Annotated in this window: 11 protein-coding genes; 1 reads left to right on the top strand and 10 read right to left on the bottom strand. The window is 43.1% G+C overall.

The features are described 5' to 3' along the window. Positions 1-5 precede the first annotated feature (5 nt). Entirely contained in the window at positions 6-617 is a 612-nt protein-coding gene (locus J0654_RS02035; protein ID WP_237685864.1) for a superoxide dismutase, read from the bottom strand. 87 nt (positions 618-704) lie between these two features. Between J0654_RS02035 and J0654_RS02030 the strand changes: the two genes are divergently transcribed. Next, positions 705-1,337 carry a helix-turn-helix transcriptional regulator gene (locus tag J0654_RS02030; RefSeq protein ID WP_207026104.1) on the top strand — a complete coding sequence of 211 codons (633 nt, stop codon included), beginning with the start codon at positions 705-707 and terminating at the stop codon, positions 1,335-1,337. A 57-nt stretch (positions 1,338-1,394) separates the two neighbouring features. Here the strand turns inward: J0654_RS02030 and J0654_RS02025 are convergent, their stop codons facing one another. The 9 genes from J0654_RS02025 to J0654_RS01985 all read right to left on the bottom strand — a co-directional run bounded on the left by J0654_RS02025 (position 1,395) and on the right by J0654_RS01985 (position 18,610). Beyond that, positions 1,395-1,958 (bottom strand): YceI family protein, encoded by a 564-nt coding sequence (locus tag J0654_RS02025; protein ID WP_207026103.1) that lies wholly within the window; start codon positions 1,956-1,958, stop codon positions 1,395-1,397. A 50-nt stretch (positions 1,959-2,008) separates the two neighbouring features. Continuing rightward, the gene (locus J0654_RS02020) at positions 2,009-5,773 is read right to left on the bottom strand and encodes a family 78 glycoside hydrolase catalytic domain (protein WP_207026102.1); all 3,765 of its coding nucleotides are present in this window, start codon (positions 5,771-5,773) and stop codon (positions 2,009-2,011) included. A 27-nt stretch (positions 5,774-5,800) separates the two neighbouring features. Then, positions 5,801-7,417, bottom strand: a complete 1,617-nt coding sequence (locus J0654_RS02015) for a carboxylesterase/lipase family protein (RefSeq protein ID WP_207026101.1) — start codon at positions 7,415-7,417, stop codon at positions 5,801-5,803. A 280-nt stretch (positions 7,418-7,697) separates the two neighbouring features. Beyond that, the gene (locus J0654_RS02010) at positions 7,698-8,312 is read right to left on the bottom strand and encodes a nitroreductase family protein (RefSeq protein WP_207026100.1); all 615 of its coding nucleotides are present in this window, start codon (positions 8,310-8,312) and stop codon (positions 7,698-7,700) included. 226 nt (positions 8,313-8,538) lie between these two features. After that, positions 8,539-9,426 (bottom strand): sugar phosphate isomerase/epimerase family protein, encoded by an 888-nt coding sequence (locus J0654_RS02005; protein ID WP_207026099.1) that lies wholly within the window; start codon positions 9,424-9,426, stop codon positions 8,539-8,541. 27 nt (positions 9,427-9,453) lie between these two features. Beyond that, positions 9,454-11,802, bottom strand: coding sequence for an alpha-L-rhamnosidase-related protein (locus J0654_RS02000; protein ID WP_207026098.1), 2,349 nt, complete (start codon positions 11,800-11,802; stop codon positions 9,454-9,456). A 47-nt stretch (positions 11,803-11,849) separates the two neighbouring features. Then, complete coding sequence (locus J0654_RS01995) at positions 11,850-13,520, bottom strand: carboxylesterase/lipase family protein (protein ID WP_207026097.1); 1,671 nt, start codon at positions 13,518-13,520, stop codon at positions 11,850-11,852. Positions 13,521-13,610: 90 nt separating this feature from the next. Then, positions 13,611-16,928 (bottom strand): glycosyl hydrolase, encoded by a 3,318-nt coding sequence (locus tag J0654_RS01990; RefSeq protein ID WP_207026096.1) that lies wholly within the window; start codon positions 16,926-16,928, stop codon positions 13,611-13,613. Between the two features lie 185 nt (positions 16,929-17,113). Next, positions 17,114-18,610: a RagB/SusD family nutrient uptake outer membrane protein gene (locus J0654_RS01985; protein WP_207026095.1), complete on the bottom strand. Its 1,497-nt coding sequence runs from the start codon at positions 18,608-18,610 to the stop codon at positions 17,114-17,116. Between the last annotated feature and the right edge of the window lie 7 nt (positions 18,611-18,617).

Here is an 18,617-nt window from a genome sequence, read left to right as displayed (position 1 = left end):
CATTATTATGATGATATGGCCGCTAGATAACGTTTTTCAACTTCTTGCCAATTCACAAGATTCCAAAATGCATCGATATACTCTGGTCTTTTATTTTGATAGTTCAAATAATATGCATGTTCCCAAACATCCAAGCCCAAAATTGGGGTTCCCTGATCCGAAGCCGTATCCATTAATGGATTATCTTGGTTTGGGGTAGAAGTAACTTTTAAGTTGCCATCCCCATCCACGATCAACCAAGCCCAACCTGAACCAAAACGGGTCGCCGCAGCATTGGAGAAGCTTGTTTTAAGCTCATCCAAGGAACCAAATGTTTTATCTATTGCATCGGACAATGTAGCCGGCATTTCAGAACCGTTTGGCGTTAAAATGGTCCAGAACAAACAGTGGTTATAGTGGCCTCCGCCATTATTTCTAATCGCAGTGGACAGTTTTGATATTTTTCCAAAAAGGCTATTCAGGTCCGTGCCCTCAATACCTGACTCTTCCAAAGCAGCATTTAATTTGTTCACATAACCCTGGTGATGCTTGGTATGGTGAATTTCCATGGTTTTGGCATCAATGTATGGTGCAAGTGCATCGTAACTATAAGGTAGCTCTGGTAATTTGTAACTCATAATATGTAGTTTTGAATTAAATAACTTTTTAATACAGTACAAAGATATTACATTTGTATAATAAACAAAATATTCACTTTGTTTATTATGAATAATAATGTTTCAGAAAATGAACGAGCTATTTGGATTCTCAAAAACGAAGGCGAAAAAACCTTGAAGGAATTGGCTCAGACTTTAGGGGTAACCACTGAGGGGGCCAGATTTCAACTTTTAAAACTGTCCAGTGATGGGTATGTTAAATCTGAAAGTAGGGTTAAGGGAAGGGGGCGCCCACAACAAGTCTGGTCCTTGACCAAAAAAGGACATTCCAAATTTCCAGATACCCATTCTGAACTGACCCTGAGACTTATCAATAAAATAAAGGAGCATCTTGGAGAGGATACCTTGACCGAGCTTATCAGCTCCACGGGGCAGGACAATCAACAGCATTATCGCAATGCCATTCCAGAGGAAGCAACTTTGGAAGAAAAAGTTGAAAAACTGGCCGAGTTGAGGAAAAAGGAAGGCTACATGGCCACATACGAACGAAATGAGGATGGTGACTACCTTTTGATAGAAAACCATTGTCCTATTTGCGCTGCGGCCACCTTATGTCAAGGATTTTGTGACACGGAACTCAATACATTTCAATCGGTATTGGGACCAAATGTCAATGTAGAGCGTGTCGATCACATCTTGGCCGGTGCAAGACGCTGTGCTTATCTAATCCAAGAAAAGTAAAAGGCCGAACAATACAAAATTGCCCAGCCTTTTACATTAGGGTTGATATACACTATACTATTGCTGAGCCATCTCCAGGTTTACGGTAAACTCTACCTCATCTCCCAATGTGGGCGTATCGCCTCCTACCCCAAATTCCAAACGGTCTACAGTTCCCGTCAATTTTAATCCGGCTTTTAACTTTTGACTACGCTGATCAGTGATAACACCATTCACTTTCCCATCCAAAGTGACCGACTTGGTAACCCCGTGCATGCTAAGGTCACCTGTCAAGGTAAAGGTCTTATCCCCTGTTTTTTCGAAGCTTGTGCTTTTAAAGGTTATCGAAGGGTACTTCTCTGCATCAAAAAAGTCGGGACTTTTTAAATGGTTGTCCCTGTTTTCATTATCGGTATCAATGCTGGGCACTTTAATTTCCACATCAAAAGAAGCATTATCAAAATCATCTTCCGCGGTCGCAGTAATATCAAATTCACCAAAACTTCCTTCGACCTCTGAAATCATTAAGTGGGTAATACTAAAACCTACCTTGGAATGGGCTTTATCCGACTTCCAAGTGGATTGTGCTTGAATTGTGGTCCCTGCAAGAACCATTACTAGAAAAAATGACAGTTTTCTCATACGTTGTGATTGTTTAAATGTGATTGTATAGGTTTTATTTAAATTCTTTTTTACTCAACTTTTACTGTGTTATCAGCAAGTGTGAAATTGAAGGTTCCAGAGCTTAATTCGTATACTCCTACCTCGATTCCATTACGTATCGCTGTTCCCGTGTACGTTACTCCTTTTATCGCTTGGAAGGAATCGTTATCCCCTCCCATTGGCAAATACAGAGTGGCGCTGGTATTGGCGGGAACCGTGGTTTTGTAAGAGGTCATATTCCCCTCTCCATCGGATGTCCAACTACTGTGAATGATTCCATAATTGGATTCGTAACTACCCGATAGGGATTCAAACTTACCTGCCACCTGTGGCTGCAACACAAAGTGTTTGTATCCAGCTTCTCCCGATTCATGATCCGTTGTAATACCCAATTGAAACTCATACATCCATTGACCAACAGCACCTAGTGCAAAATGGTTAAAGGAATTCATTCGATTTTCGTTATTCTCCTTAAATGCTGCCGTAAATCCATTCCAGCGTTCCCAAATAGAGGTAGCCCCTTTGGTAACAGGATAAAGCCAAGAGGTATAATCGGTACTTGAAAATAATTTATAAGCTTCATCGACCTTACCTCCCCTGCTTAAGGAAGGGAGGATATTCGGTGTTCCCGAAAAACCTGTGGTTATGGTGTAGGGCAAGAAATCCTCGGTAACCTGTTCCCTGTTCATTCCAAAACCGCCCAATGGTCCTTCTCTCATAGGGTATTCCACTCGGGTACCATCTGCATTTGTATTACTGGAAGATGGCATCGACACCAGTTCTGCCAAATAAGCTTCTGCTTTGGGTCTGTTTTCTTCATTGAACACATTAAAGTTAAGCGGGGTTGCATAGGATGTTTGTGAATGCACAATAAGACCATTAAGGTTTCTAGTCCTTCCCGATTCGGGATCAACAAAAAATTGGTTCCATTCATCCTTTGCCCTAGTATGCCTGTCTCTAAGTTCATTGGCGTAGGAGTTTTCCCCAATGGCATCGGCCATAATCGCTGTAACCTCCATCATATAAATATAAATGGCATTGTTCACCAATTCTGGCGGCGTATTGTTATCCATGGCCAACCAATCCGCAAGCCCATCTGTTTTGGAGGACAAATAGGTATACTCTTCGTTGAAATCATAATGGTCCATGCCATCCAACCATAGGCGCATGGTTTCCATATTCTCTTCGATAACCTTGGTATCGCCATACTGAACATACAACTGCCATGGCACCATACATACTGCCGCGGCCCAAGTTGTTCCATTGGCAAAGCTGGTATCGTCCTTCATATTGTACGTAGGCACCGTACTACCAATTCCCCCTGGAGCTTCTGTTTCGCTTCCTACACCTTGGTCATCGCGCAGAGCGACCATCCATTGCCTGAAAAAATTGTAAGTGTCCGAATTATAGGTACCTGTTCTTGTATAAGCTTGGGCATCTCCTGTCCACCCCATACGCTCGTTACGTTGTGGGCAATCGGTAGGGAGCGTAAAGAAATTCCCCAATTGACTACGCTGTATGTTTTTGAAGAGTTGATTGGCCAATTCCCCTGTTTCTTTGTCCGTAGTGGTCGCAACATAAGTTCCTGTGGGCAATTCGTCAGAAGAAAGTGATAAACCAATTACGTTTTCCAAAGGCAAAGCTCCCGTATGATCGGGCAATGTAATTTGAATGTACTGATATCCCCTAAAAGTTGTTTTTGGCTGAATAACGGTTTGTGCTCCATTCTTGGCAACATAAAAATCGGTTGCCATGGCTGCTCTGTAATTCTCGGTGAGTATTCTTCCCGCAATTCCTTTTCCATTCTCGTAACCATACATGTCGATGTATTGGGGTTCATCGCCATCCAAACCTGGATAAACCTGTTCTCCATACCTTAAAATAACCGTGTCCCCTTTTTTAAGCCATCCTTCGGGCACAGTAATTGAAGGCACCCCGACCATGTTTACCCCCATATTATAGGTATATGTTTTTTCGTCTGTGCTATGAACTTCCATGAGTTCCTTGGCCTGCAAGCGTTCCACTACGCGAACGGGTCTATCGTACCGGGAAACGATTTCAAAATCTATCCATTCACGAGGTTCAACCACTTCGGCCCGGGCCCAACCATCGGCTTCGTAAGCTGTGGTGGTCCAACCATTGGCATTACCATCAACAGCAATACGTTCTTCCTTGATGGCATTGTAGCGTTCTCCTTGGAAAAAACTTCCGTACTCCACGGGGCCCTCGGTAAATATTTTCCATGAATCCGTGTTGGTGACCACGGTCTGTTCGGTTCCGTCCGCATAGGTAATGACCAACTTGGCCAACAATGCTTCCGTATCTCCAAAAAAGTTAAAATTGGAAGGGGTATACGTCATGTAACCTGTATACCATCCAGGGAAAATAAGCGCACCAATGACATTCTCTCCCTGATCAACATGTTCGGTTACATCATAGGCATAGTAACCCAAGGTTTCACGGAATTGCGTGGCCCCTGGCGCAAACCAATCCTCCCCTATCCTATCGCCATTTATATAGACCTCGTTGGAGCCCATGGAGGTCGCGTATAGTTTTGCCTTGGCAATAGTTTTATTTTCTGTATTGAACTCTGAACGGAGCATGGCCGCCGACCCATGACTCGGATCTGCATATTGAATCAAGGTTTGGTCCGAATCATTGGTTACTTCTATATTACTTTCTTGATTGACGGAAACACCTTCAAACCCTTCAAATATGGAATAGGTTGCCCCTGCATCCTTTCCAAAAACCGTATTGTTGTTCGGGTCGCTTTTCCCAGCGTTGGAAATTTTATAATCCTTAAAAACAACCCTACTCCCTGGCTCCGCACCAAAGCCAACGGAATTAATATGTGGATAGGTGAGAAAGTTACCTCCACCACTGGAACCTGTTACCGAAAAACCGACCTCCCTAAATTGAGGAGGTACGGGGTTATTGGGATCTTCGGGCTCCAACTGCAACATTTCTCCATTGATCTTAATGACGATGTTGCTCGCATTCACCTTTATTTCGAGTGTGTTTATTTCATTCTTGTTTCCAGATGTAATCAACTCATTGATATTGGTCTGAGGATAATTTTCTTTGGAAATCACCATATAAGGGGTTTCCTCGGAATCGCTTGCATCAAAGCCGACACGATATATATTCAAAGCTGCCCCGGAAGCACTTCCCACTCCAGAAACATCCAGTTCCACTCTAAGATAGTTTTCTCCTTCAACATTGTTGATATTCTGAAATTTATCGTTAAACCTATAGTCGTTGGCACCGATGATCAACGATGCCGTGTTTCCTTCCAAAATCTGAACATCGGTTTCAACATCAAAAAGCAATGCCGATGTGGCGTCCAATGTCAAGGTGTTGGTCCCAATAAATTGGGCACCGTCCCAGGCAGCCAAACTAGGGTTCATTAAGCCTGTCTCAAAACTGGATGTTTGTGTATGGGTTTTTCCTTCCACATCCCAAACGGTCAAATTCCAGGTGTATGCGGTTTCGGGTTCCAAAGCATCTCCTTCGTACCTAACATTGTTGGATATACCACTATCAACCCTTCCGCTGTCCCAAACCAGGCTTCCATTGGACTTCATCACCTTTATTTGATAGGCTTGTTGTTCCTGCCCCACAACATCCGATTTCATTTGCCAACCGAACAATGGGTTTTCATCTTCTAAGGCCAAAGGTTTTTCTGCATAGGATACCCGTAGATTTTGTATTTCGGTACTTGGGGAACCACAGGAACTAACCATAAAAAGGCTTGCCAAGGTTAGGACAGTAATTGTTTTCGGGAATAATTTCATCGTTTACTTTTTAAATGTGCTGCTTATTTACCTTTCGGCCATCAAAGCGAGGAATTCTTTATCATGTTGTGGTCTCACCTCGCAGGTAGTATCAAAGAACATGGTAGCTGTGTTTTCTGGGTCGTACTGAGGCCATTGTGGCATGTCATCGTGATTAGGGTTTCCTGTTTTGGCAAAATTGATCCAGGCGCTGCTCATTTTATCGGCAAGCAAATGAGCCTCCGATCCGCCACCTGTCATCTGTCTGGCCCTTTCTACATTATCAAATACAAATGGAAGTTCCATGCAATGTAGTGCCTTGTACTTCCCATCAAAAACAGGGGACTGCCATGTGAACATGTACATGTAAACGGATGCACCATCCGCCAATTGTGACTTTTTATTGGCTTGGAACACAGCTCCTGGCCTAAAGGTGGCATCGATGTCCAGTAAGTCGGATGGTCTTGTATCGTTTGGATAGGCTTTTTGGACAGCGGCTACATAATCTTCTGCCTTATCCTTATAGGTTTCCTTGATATGCGCCATCACCTCTTCTTCGGATGCATTGAAAAAACGCCCGTTCCTAAACGGGGTGAATTCATTTTTGGTGGTACCCACCATTAAAGGGATGTCCTTGGAAAGTTGAAACGCTTCGTCCGAGAATAAGTCGTGGGGAAGTACATTGCCATCCATACTTGGCCCCCAACTTAGACCAAAGCCTACCGGTGCGTTGCCTTCTTCTCTCATTTTTTCGGCCACTACTTCCAGAGCTGCCGATCCTGCCTTGCTCAATTCATCAAAAGGAACAGTTTGTAGACTATCAACCTGGTCTTCGGACAACGAAAGTTGGTTCAACACCTCTGCTGCAATCGCTCTAGTGGTTTCTTTTTTCGACAAACTTCCCCTGAACGAACCACTTTGATTGATGGCTTTGTGGAACAATCCTTTTGCCCGTGGCATGGCCATTAAGGTGTTTACTTTGGCTCCTCCACCGGATTGACCAAAAATGGTCACATTGTTGGGGTCTCCGCCAAAGTTGGCAATATTGGCTTTTACCCAATCCAATGCAGCAACAATATCCAACATACTATTGTTGGCAGCTTCTTTATATTTATCACCATAAGCCGATAGATCCAAAAAGCCCAAGATATTTAATCTATGATTAATGGAAACCACTACCACATCCCCTTTATTACTAAGGTTTTCTCCATAATAAGATGGCAATTCTTGGCTGGAACCTGCGGTAAAGCCTCCCCCATGAATCCAAAAAAGTACAGGCCTTTTTTTGTCATCGTCAATGCTAGGGGTCCATACATTCAATCTTAAGCAATCTTCACTGGTATAGCCCCAATCATGATCAAAAACGAACTCGGATTCATCTTGGACTTGAGTGGTGGGTGTCATCAACGGTGCTACAGGACCGTACATGGTAGAACTTCTTATTCCCTCCCACGGTTCCACTTTTTTAGCTGGCATAAAACGTTCTGCCATTGCGTAGGGTATGCCTTTATACGTATATATCCCGTTTTGGATAAATCCACGGACTTTTCCTGATTCGGTATCGGTAACGGCCACATCCGCTCCTGTAACAACTTCATTTTGTGAGTGTAAAGAGCTTGTTCCTACAACAATTAGGAACAAAAAAAGTGCTTTTTTCAATTTCATATTGGTTTGTTTAGTTAGTGCTTTTATTCGTTAGAATCTACATTATTTTTTTATGATTCCAGAATAATCGGTTAAAGGTGCCAAATATTTCATTGTACATATTCCAATCAATAATAAGATATAACAGCTGAATAACTGTTCTTGTCTGTTCTGCCAAAAACCTGTTCTTTGTTACTTTCGTTGTCCTAAAGATTGAATCACACCCGTGTTTTTCCAAAAAGAAAAGCTCCCGAAATTGATATCTCGAGAGCTTTAAAGTATGATTTTTAAGGGAGGCCATTTAATGTTGCCATTCGCCTTTAAAAGCAAAATCCTTTTGTGGCATTCGTGTTCGTTCTGCCAGTTCACTTTCTTGTAAATCCTCGGACAAATCTTCCATGTTTCCACCATAATAGCCTATAGCTATTGCAGTGCTTATGTGGTACCCTTCTGGAACATTAAATACCTTTTGGGCCTTTTTCCAATCAATTCCGGCCATATGGTGCAAGGCTATATCCAAATATTGGGCCTGTGTTGTCATATTTCCCAAACTCAGTCCCAGATCGTGTAGGGCATGGAAATTTTCCTTGCCGTCCTCTGTTTTCTCTTTGTAAGCGGTCAATAGTAAAAAAGGTGCGTTAACGGCCCAGGATTTATTGAAATCGCTCAGACAATCAACCATTTTATCATAGGCTTCAGAGCCTTTTTCAGCATAAATAAATCGCCATGGCTGTCGGTTAAAAGAACTTGCGGCCCATCGGGCAGCCTCAAATAATTGTCTGATGTGGCCAGATTTCAATTTCTCTTCTCTAAATATTCTGGGACTGTATCGCTGTTTAAGCAGCGCATAGATTTCGTATTCCGTATCTGCTATGTTTCCTAATCTAATTTGGTCTTCTTCTGTTGTTATAATCATTTAGTTACTTTTTTTACAATGATAGGTATCCGAACAATTCTTAATTGCCTCAATTCATGATCATATTAACTCAATTCATTTTTGGGTTCACATTCGACACTTTGACCTATTTAAATTATAACAAAACAAAATTTGGGAAGGCACAAAAAAAAGCTGGGCCAAATAGTTGTCCTATTGTAGCCCAGCGTATATAAAATCACCTTTTAAATAAGGTTGTTCGGTTGGTTTATTCCAAAATCTTATCGAAACCAATATTTTGTAATCCTTTATGACTGATTCTTATTGCCTCCAATGGCTTGAGGCCATCAAAAACCCTGTCCTGCTCAACAAAGAAGTACTGCATCCCCGACTTGTTTTTGTTCGCCAAGATTCTTTTAAAATCTATTTTTCCCTTCCCGACTGGAGCAAATCTATCTTGCTGGTCCATATCTTTCACGTGCCAACTTTTAAACCTTCCAGGATATTTTTCAAAATAGGCAACTGGATCGGCATCGGCCCTTGTCATCCAGAACAGGTCCATTTGAAAATTTACATATTTTGGGTCGGTATGTTCCAAAAGATAGTCCAAAGGTTTTACGCCATTTTCATCTGGCTTCAATTCCATATCATGATTATGGTACAGAAGCTGAATACCCTCCATTTCGCATTTTTTTCCAAGTTCGGTCAGGAAATCAACAAAATCATCCAAGGTTCCTTTCATTTTCATGGTTCTGGTTTCCCTGTCTACCTCCACCAAGCTCCTGGGCGGTGAAGGCACTACAAAGTATTTGAACCCTGCTTCTTTAACCGCGGCCACCATGGCATCGGTTTCCTCCATTTCCGTGACCCTTTGGTGGGTACTGATGGGCTTCAATCCTTTTGAACTCAACAATTCTTTGAAGTCGGCGGGCTCCATTCCATAAAATTTACCTTCGGAATATCCGGCAGCCTCCACATAACCATACCCTACATCCGCAACTTCCTGAAGCGTAGCTTCAACATCGGATTCCATATTGTCCCTTAGCGTGTACAATGCCAAACCACCAAAGTTTTGTTGGGCATCCATTTTTGTAAATACCGCTGTGACCAATAAAGCCATCAGCCAATATGTTTTGATAAAAGAAGTACCGATCATAATTGTTTAGTTTAAATGAGTTTTTATTTACAGGTTGATTTTATTCTCACCCGCTTGTAATGCATTTACCTGTCCGTTCCAAACAAATTCACCTTCAACACCCTGAGGCAAGGTAATGGTTGCTTTCAGCTTTTTCCCGGATTTCTCATAATTTACTGAAATCATTCCAGATGGGTGTGGCATTTCTCCCCCAATCTTTTTGATGTCTCCCAAATTTGGAGCTATCCTAACGGTTTTAAAATTGGGCGAAGCACTTTCTATCCCCAAAAGAATCCTGAAAAATTCAATATTGGGACTAGAACCCCAAGCGTGGCAATCGGAACGCGTGGTCTCCACCTGGGAGGTCTCTCCCCATGTCGTCAAGCCAAGTTCCATGTTCTTTCTCCAAACGTCCAGCCAATCCAAGTATTGATTTCCATAACCTGCCTCGTTAAGGGCCAAATGTAAGTAGTAGCTAAAATAAATTGACGCTGGTGCCAAAGATTCGTCCTCCAAAAGTGATTTACCAATGGCCTTTTTTGTGCCCTCATCCACGATATTGGCCAAAATGGCCAACGAATTGGCATGTTGGGAATATTTTTCCTTAGCTGGGGTATCGGCAAACAGTTGTTTGGATTCGTCCCAATACTTTCTTTTGATGGTCTCCGTCAACTGATCGGCCATGGTGGTGTAAAGGGTAACGAATTCCGGTTTGCCCAATTCCTTTTCCAAAGCAATTCCGGATTGCAGCGCATGTAGCATTTGAAGATCTAGTGCGGCCGAAGATCCATCCTCCGCCATTGGGGCCATACCAAAGTTCCATTCGGGCACCCAGTCGGTGTAATTCCAACCAGGAACATTCTTTAGGGAGCCATCGTCATCCAAATACGTAATAAAGTAGTTCAATACTTGGCGGGATCCCATTAATTTTTCAGCAATAAAATCCACATCGCTTCCATACATCATGTAATCGTACAGCATGCTCACATACCATAGGGAATAGGTAGGGATCACTTGATCCTGTCTGTCCGGATATCTACTCAACGTATGTCCATTGGGCTGTCTTGAATAATCGATTAGGTTGATGGCATTTTTAATCAAACGATCATCACCACTATTATAAAAGGATACAAAATGCTGGATTCTGGTATCTCCAACATATTGAAGCCTTTCGTAATAAGGACAGTCCATGTATGTATCCACTGCGCACAGACGGGCCGTTCTCCAACCAATTTCCATCATATCGGAAAGCTCTTCCCTGTCGGACATTAAATTGGCCTTCATTTGGAACGGATACCCTGTAAAAGTACCATAGATGTCATTGATTGTCAATGGCTCATTCTTGGTCTTTACATCCAACTCCACATATCTATATGTCCTGTAGGTCAAAGAAGTATATTCCTGATTGTCCATTCCGTTGGAAATAATACTGTCCCTTCTTCCGGTCATGGTCTTTCCTTCGATAATGTCGCGATTGCCTTTGGCCCCTTCGCTATCATAAAGTCCTTCGGCATACTGCAGTGTAATCACACTGTTTTTTCCACCACTGAACAAAAGGGTCAGATAAGCATTGGTCAGGTGTTCCTGGTCCAACAATATTTTGATGTGGGAGTTTGCATCTACTTTAATATCTGAAGGCTTCGCGGGAAAAGAAGATGGAACTTTCACCCCTTCGGATTTTCTCGTGGTCACCAAACGTTCCTCGGTCAATTCCATTTCAGGCAATATGGATGGCACCAAATTCCACCCTTCTTGCTGTCTGAATCCAAAACCTTGTTGTACTGCTTCAAAAACAGTATCTGCAGATTCCCATGAGCTATCATCAAAATCCTGGGTCTTCCAGTTGGTCACCGCTTTGTTCATATCAATAAAATCACCCGCTCCAGCGGCATAGTATCCACGGATATGTTGCTCCAAAGGCGTATAACTTTTATCTTCGGTCACTTTCCAACTTTTATCAGTATCCACCACCTTGGCCAACCCGGTCTGTCCCTGTACGATCAATGCCGTTTTAAAGGAAAACTGTGCCACCGCACGTAGATCGGCTTCGTTCCAGACTTTTACTGCCAAGGTGTTTTCTCCTTGCTTTAGATGTGAGGCGATGTCCATGGATTGGTAATTCCAATGTTTGATGTCCCCCCAGTTTGGGCCTACGGAAACCAATGTTCCGTTAACAAAAAGTTTATAGCGGTTATCAGCAGAAATGCGGATCGGGAATCCAGCTGGAACTGCATCCAGGTCGAATGATTTTCGGAAAAGATACATTCCGGCCGCTTCGGCATCTGCATCTCCCAACGTAATCCAAGTTGCGGTCCATTCCGGTTCGGCATCCGGCCTACGTTGAGCGGATACGGCCAGGGTCGAAAATAAAATCAGTAATGCTAGTAAGTTTTTCATATTGTCAGTGTAATGCTAGTTATAATTTTTATGTTGAATCTTAATTTTTAGGGTAATCGACCAATTTCACGCCACATGGCCAATTCTTGTGAAAATCTGTCCTCAATAACCTCACACTCCGTATCGATTCGCATCCTGGGCTTACTATTCAAGTTGTATTCGGGCCATGCTGGCAAATCCTCGGCATGTGGTTTCCCCGTTTTGGCAAAGCCTGTCCAATAAGCGGCCATGTTGTGGGATGCGGTAAAGCGCTCAGGTCTTCCGCCCCCAAAGAAACTCGGGCGGTCAGGTTCTCCATCTTTTGGTGGCTGTTCATTATTGAACTTGAATGAGATATCCATGGCATGTGGTGTTCCCATGGGATAATCCGTTCCAGGTACCGGTTTTTCAGATTTATAACCAAAATTATACAAATATACCGGTGCCCCATCCTGTTTTGCTTTTCGCTGGGCGATTTCAATGGAGCCCAGACCCATCATTACAATGGATGATACGGCCACAAAAATATCTGCTGGTGATGCCTCAGGGCGTGCTTTTCTATATACTTCGATTATTTTGGAAGTATCCTCCCCAAATTGAGGTGTCAATCTGGTTTTTAAACTTTCAAAATCCAGTGTAGCAAATTCCGTATCCTTTCTTTCCCATGCAAAAAAGGTGTACTCGTCCTCGTTCCAACCGACCATTAACGGCTTATCCTTCGAAATCTTTGGCGCGGTTGGGTCAAATGGATGGTTTGGAAGTACCGTTCCATCCACTACAGGTCCAAAACCACCAACGGCAGGCTCTGTTAGACCTCCTGTGTTTTTCTTCTCTTGGAAAGGTGGCACAAATGGAATTTTTGCCTGAACTTTTAAAATTTCATCCGTAGGAACGTCCAGTAGTTTTTTCCAATTGCTTTTGGAGATACCAAACTCATTGAGAACCAACTCCGTGTTCTGGGCGGCCATATCCTTGGTGAGCATACGTACTCCAGGGCCACTTTCTATGGATGCTTTGTTAAAGTAAGGTGATGCTTCGGGCATGGCATAAAGGCAAGAGGTTTTTGCCCCACCGCCAGATTCGCCAAAGATCATCACATTATCCGGGTCCCCTCCAAATACATGAATGTTTTCGTTCACCCATTTCAATCCTTCGGTGATGTCCAAAAGCCCCATATTTCCGGAACCTTCATATTCGGGACCTGCTATCTCGTCCAAATACATGAACCCGAGCATTCCCAACCGGTGATTGGTCTCCACGACCACTACATCAAAGTTTCGTGCCAAATTGGCTCCATCCTGCGAGGCTGAACCTCCAGAACCTATTACAAATCCGCCGCCATGGCTGTAGAACATCACCGGGCGTTTCTTTCCATCATTGGCAGGTGTCCAAACATTTAGGAAAAGACAGTCTTCTGCCGGTGCCGGTTCGTTCCGTCTCGGGGCTTGGATGGCGGGAGGGCCCAATTCAAAGGTATCCAGCACCCCAATCCATGCTTCCAAAGGTCCTGGTCTACGAAACCTTCGATCCCCTGATACTTTTCCGGCGTAGGGTATACCTTTAAAAATATTTACCCCTGCGGAACGCATTCCTTTTATTTTTCCTTTCGAGATTTCAGCCTCGATCCATTCTTCAGGAATATCCCAGCCCTTATATCCAAAAGGCAGCATCGTAGCTGGAAGGAACATCAAAGTTGATGACGCTCCAACTGTTTTTATAAAATTTCTTCTTGTATTCATGTAAGTTATTCGTTTCTCTCCCAGCTCTAAGGCTAAATTCTCAATTTTAACTTATAAAACAATCCATACCTAAGGATAATTTTACCCTGCTCATTCCTGTTCCAGAATCTTAACATCTCCCATCAAACCAGAGGGTAAAAGTGGTTCGTTTCCTCGGTAAAAAGGCATTGTGGTATAAGTGATTCGTTCCTTGACCTCGGGTTGTGCATCTCTGATCAATCGGTTGGCCCAGACATTGGTCACTTTTACTTCCAAGTTGTTTTCTCCAACCTGAACTGCATCTGTAATATCGATGGTAAAAGGTGTTTTCCAAAGCGTGCCAATTTTTTTACCATTTATAATTACTTCTGCTACATCCCTTACCTCGCCCAAATCCAGCATAACTTTACCAGATGATGGTTTTTCAGTCAAATTAAAAGTATTTAGATAAGTTGCGGTTCCAGAAAAATATTTGATTCCATCATCTTCGTTTTCTGTCCAGGATTTCAAGGCTTCGAAAGTAGCTGATGACGGAGCACCTCTATTTTCTTGAAAAGTCACTTCCCAAGGACCATCAACGGTTGCCAATTCCGTATTTGTGGGTTTTGGCACAACATGCTCGTTTTCATTGGTTTCCTCTTCAAAAACAATAAAGAAGGCTTCCCACGGGGCAAAATCGAAAGGTATTACGGTTCGACCATCCTCTACCCTCCAAGATACATCGTATACTTCACCTGTTTGTGGATGCCAAATTTTTGGAGCCCTTCCTGCAATCCTGAAGCTTAATTCAGCTTGATTGTAACCATCACTTCGGCTATCCACCCAATACATATCCAAACCACCTAAGTTTCGGTGTACATACAATACTTCATCTTGGGACTCCTCTACTTTCATATCGGGAAATATTCCCAGGTTTTCAAGAACCTCGTTAGGCTCTCCTTCAAAAACATTATCACTTGACCAGATTTGGTCCACCAATGCCTTGAATTTTTCCGGGTCATCCGTCAAACTCGGTGACCGTTCAGGCTTGGTTCCAACAACCTTTGCTCCGGCCTGCACAAATTCATTCAATCTGTTGAGCGTGGAAAGCGTCATTTCCTTGGCGCTTTCATGAAGCACCAAAAGATGATAAATGCTGCCTCCTTTTGAAATCAGTTTTCCATCTTCTACGGCAATTGCATCCTTGAGCGCTGAAGCATTTACAAAATCGTAGGCATAACCCGGAATCTCCGGTAATTCATCTCTAAATTCCCATGTTAAATTGGTATTTTCCCCATAATAGACCAAAGCGTCCGCGACTGCAGTTCCTTGTTGCAGCATGTAGGAACTGCGTGCCAAATAGGTAATCCATGCTTTTGCCCCTGCTCCGGACCAAGTTTCCTGTCTCGTGAAATATTGACCGAAAGGCCCCAAGGAGAATCCCGGCATTTTGTCGTCCAGGGGTTGGTGCACAGAGGTATGGATAACAAATCGGTTTAAGCCGGAAGCCATTTCCAAATCCGCTGTACGTTTAAGTTTTTCGGGAGTATGTACAAAGGATTTTCCAATGGATGTCATCGACTCTGCAGCAACGTATGGTTGTCCGTAGATGTGTGATACGGATGCTGACTCCCTAATATCTGCTTCGCTCCTAACCTCTTCATCCGGTCCGCGGCCAAAACTACCAGGGGTCCACATAGCACTCATGGGGATGTCCGACTTTCGTTTCACATCCATTCCGTCGGCTAAAAAGATGCGTCTTCCCTCATGGGATTCGGTATAGCGTTTCATACCTCTTTTATGCAATTCTTCACCTATAATTTCGTAATGGTTTTCTACGATCATTTCACCAATGGTCTTTCTAAAATCCCATAAAAAGCGTTCGCTATCTTCAACACTGTTTACTACCCTTCCAGTAAGTACAGGCAGCCATTTGAGCAAGGAGTATCCTCTTCTTTTTTCAAATTCTTCCGGAAAATCATGGGTCCAGTTCATTAAACCGGCTTCATAACTGTCCAAAATAATGGAACCCAGACCGGTTTCCCCCATTTGACCTCCAGTGGCATCTTGATAAAGGTCCAGATAATGATTGATATATTTTCTAACGGCTTCCTCATCCAATTTGTCCACCTCAAGGCCGGTTGCTTCTGGAGATGCCGGGTGGTTTTGGCGCCCCGTGAGCGAGTATCCCATTCTAACAATAACCCACTGACCTTCGGGTACCTCCCAAGATAATTTACCATCGGATTCCATTTGCCCGGTTAGATCGATTACATTTTCGGATTCAGAGACCTTTGCATCCTTGGGTAAATAGGTTGACGAACTCTCCCTCCATGGACTAAACCCTGCCTTATCTTCGAATTGATCGATACGATCACTGGTAAACAGCTTGAATTCGGCCACTTCTACCCCGACAGGCTCTGTTGAACCTTCAATCCCCATCATTGCGAAAAATGGGTTTACCGAGGGTTGCAGTGTTTCCCAGGTCATCCTCCAATATTTTGCCGAAGTTGGAGAAAATGCAACCGTATTTTGGGGAACGGTAGAACCTGGAAGTGTCACTACTTCTTTATAGTCAATACCATTGTCACTCACTTCCAAAACCCTATTGTCCGGATTGCCATTGAATTCGCTCAAAGCTGCGTTAGTGGCCCCCACAACCGATAATGCCCTGAATGTTTGGGGCTCGTTAAATTCATACTGGATCCAGGCCTTTTCCCCGACTTCTACCGGTGGCAAATATTCAGATTTATGTAGATTACCATCCGATAGTTGCTGCAAAGTAAACCTACCGCCAGAGGAACTGACAGCAGGGTCTAATTGTTGCAAAGTTTTCTCATCTTCGGGAACCCTATAGGCAAAAACCTGAGCATCTTGATAAAAGGTAGGTTTCTCCCCTATGAACCCTCCCAATACACCACCGGATTCGGTAGGTACATCTTGAAAATTTCCAATATTGTTTGCGGGTTGGGGAAGTGTTCCCTGAAAATCTTTTCCCCCTTGGACGCGTGTTTCGGTCCAAACATATTTTTTCATACCATCTTCCACAGGCACCCATGGACCACCTGTTTCGCTCCATCCTGGAGATCCTGCAATGGTCATTTCCATGTTTTTGTCTATGGCTAGATCGGTTGTGTATTTAAAGGCTTCTTTCCAGTCAGGAGTCATAAAAACCAATTTCTTCTCCGTGACTTCAGGTGTTGCCAAACCTGCATCAAAATTGTGGAAGCCACCAATACCGGTGCGTTCCATCCATTCCAAATCTTTTTTTATTCCATCTTTGGTGACGTTTCCGTTCATCCAATGCCACCATACCCTGGGTTTGGCCTCGTTGGGCGGATTTTTAAAGTTGGAAAGTAGTTCTTCTTTGTTGTACTTAACTTCTTCATTCTTGTTCTCACAAGCTAGAATACCAAGGGTAATTAAGGAAAGAAACAGTATTTTTTTCATTGTAGCCTGTGTTTGATGTTTATATGTAAATGTGGTAGGTTGCTCTGTTTTCCGAAATTCTTTTGATAACGTAAGGCACTAAATAGGTTTCCTTGTAAAATAGAACTAACCCGGCATATATATGCCGGGTTAGATTAACTAAACATAACCCTACTCAATTGCCAATTCTTCCATTAACCAGTGGGTTAAAAGTTTGGATTCAATAAAGCCTCACTAGCTGGTAGTGGGAATGTTTCGTAGATAGTAGTGAAAGCTGCGGCCGGTGGTCCAAATCCTTCTGGAAAATAGTATTCCTGTGGATTGGCCTTAACACGATCTCCGAACGCTGACATTACCGTCTGTGCCATACCAGTTCTTACCAAATCTGGCCATCTTTTATTTTCAAATGCCAACTCTACTCTGCGCTCATCCATAATGGCTTGTCGCATTGTAGCCTGGTCCACCCCTGTAATCGGAGTAAGTCCTGCACGTGAACGAACCGCATTCAAATATTGTTCTGCATCACCAGGTCTTCCTTGCTCATTAACAGCTTCGGCCATGAACAACAAGGCTTCTGAATATCTATACACTGGCCAGTTGCTTCCAGTAATCTGTGGAGTGGAATGCGGTGTCCAGAATTTATCTATATACGGGAAGAAGGTTCCATCTACCTCGATACTGTCAATTGAAACTGTTTTTCTCAAATCACCATCCTCATAGCTTTCCAATAAATCAGGTGTTGGAATGTTAAACCCTTCCGTATTGGCTGCTTGGGAATTACCAACGCCTGTTATCTCGGCCACCTGATCGGCAGTCAACGGCATTGGCAACCAGGCATATTGGAATGAACTCGCAAAACCTTCGGTACCTTCCAAGAATTGTACCTCAAATATAGATTCAACACTGTTTTTATTATTGATATCAAAAACATCAGCGTAATTACCTAAAAGATCGTATTCGCCAGAACCTACCAAAGCAGTAAGCACTGATTCAGCACTACTCCAGTTTCCTTGGACCATGTGAATGTTGGCCAATAACATTTGAGCGGCACCGCGTGTGGCCCTACCCTCTTCTTGAGCTGATTTCGAAGGCAATAAGCCTATAGCCTCGTTAACATCACTTAAAATTTGCGTGTAAATTGCATCAGGTGTAGAAAGTGGCAAAGCAGCATCATCTCTACCTGTTACCGGTACCAAGTGCAAGGGAACTGATCCATAGAATTGAACTAGATCAAAATAAGCCAACGCCCTTAGAAAGTGGGCTTGCCCCCTAACATTATCCTTAACAGCACTATCATCAAACTCAACCTCATCAATCAATGCGAGAATTTGGTTTGCACGTGCTATAATCAAGTAATTGGTAGTATACTTGTTTGTAATGGTACCATTACCATCATTTACGTAAAAGTCGGCTATACTCTCTCCATCCTGTACCGCCCTATAATTAGGATTATACTTGTAATAAGTGTTATCGGATGGAAGTTCGCCCATTCCCCATGCTCCTTGGAAGTTAGCTGCACCAACCTCGTGCAAATCACGCAACGGTGCGTAAGTTGCATTGATGGCCTGTTCAAAATCGCTTTGTGTTTCAAAGAAAATGGTCTGGCTCAAAGAATCCTCCGGAGGAAGCTGTAAAAAATCTTCGCTACAGGACATAAACGTGCCAGCCGCTATTAATGTTACTATTGTTATTATTTTTTTCATGACAATA

The organism is Flagellimonas profundi (genome assembly GCF_017313275.1).
GTDB lineage: Bacteria > Bacteroidota > Bacteroidia > Flavobacteriales > Flavobacteriaceae > Flagellimonas > Flagellimonas profundi.
This window is presented reverse-complemented; position numbering and strand designations above follow the sequence as displayed.

What these genes read in the sequence shown, in the direction of transcription:
- J0654_RS02005 (WP_207026099.1), bottom strand. Translation starts at nt 9,426, where the DNA reads ATGATCGGTACTTCTTTTATCAAAACATATTGGCTGATGGCTTTATTG.
- J0654_RS02035 (WP_237685864.1), bottom strand. Translation starts at nt 617, where the DNA reads ATGAGTTACAAATTACCAGAGCTACCTTATAGTTACGATGCACTTGCA.
- J0654_RS02025 (WP_207026103.1), bottom strand. Translation starts at nt 1,958, where the DNA reads ATGAGAAAACTGTCATTTTTTCTAGTAATGGTTCTTGCAGGGACCACA.
- J0654_RS02020 (WP_207026102.1), bottom strand. Translation starts at nt 5,773, where the DNA reads ATGAAATTATTCCCGAAAACAATTACTGTCCTAACCTTGGCAAGCCTT.
- J0654_RS01990 (WP_207026096.1), bottom strand. Translation starts at nt 16,928, where the DNA reads ATGAAAAAAATACTGTTTCTTTCCTTAATTACCCTTGGTATTCTAGCT.
- J0654_RS02015 (WP_207026101.1), bottom strand. Translation starts at nt 7,417, where the DNA reads ATGAAATTGAAAAAAGCACTTTTTTTGTTCCTAATTGTTGTAGGAACA.
- J0654_RS02000 (WP_207026098.1), bottom strand. Translation starts at nt 11,802, where the DNA reads ATGAAAAACTTACTAGCATTACTGATTTTATTTTCGACCCTGGCCGTA.
- J0654_RS01985 (WP_207026095.1), bottom strand. Translation starts at nt 18,610, where the DNA reads ATGAAAAAAATAATAACAATAGTAACATTAATAGCGGCTGGCACGTTT.
- J0654_RS02010 (WP_207026100.1), bottom strand. Translation starts at nt 8,312, where the DNA reads ATGATTATAACAACAGAAGAAGACCAAATTAGATTAGGAAACATAGCA.
- J0654_RS01995 (WP_207026097.1), bottom strand. Translation starts at nt 13,520, where the DNA reads ATGAATACAAGAAGAAATTTTATAAAAACAGTTGGAGCGTCATCAACT.
- J0654_RS02030 (WP_207026104.1), top strand. Translation starts at nt 705, where the DNA reads ATGAATAATAATGTTTCAGAAAATGAACGAGCTATTTGGATTCTCAAA.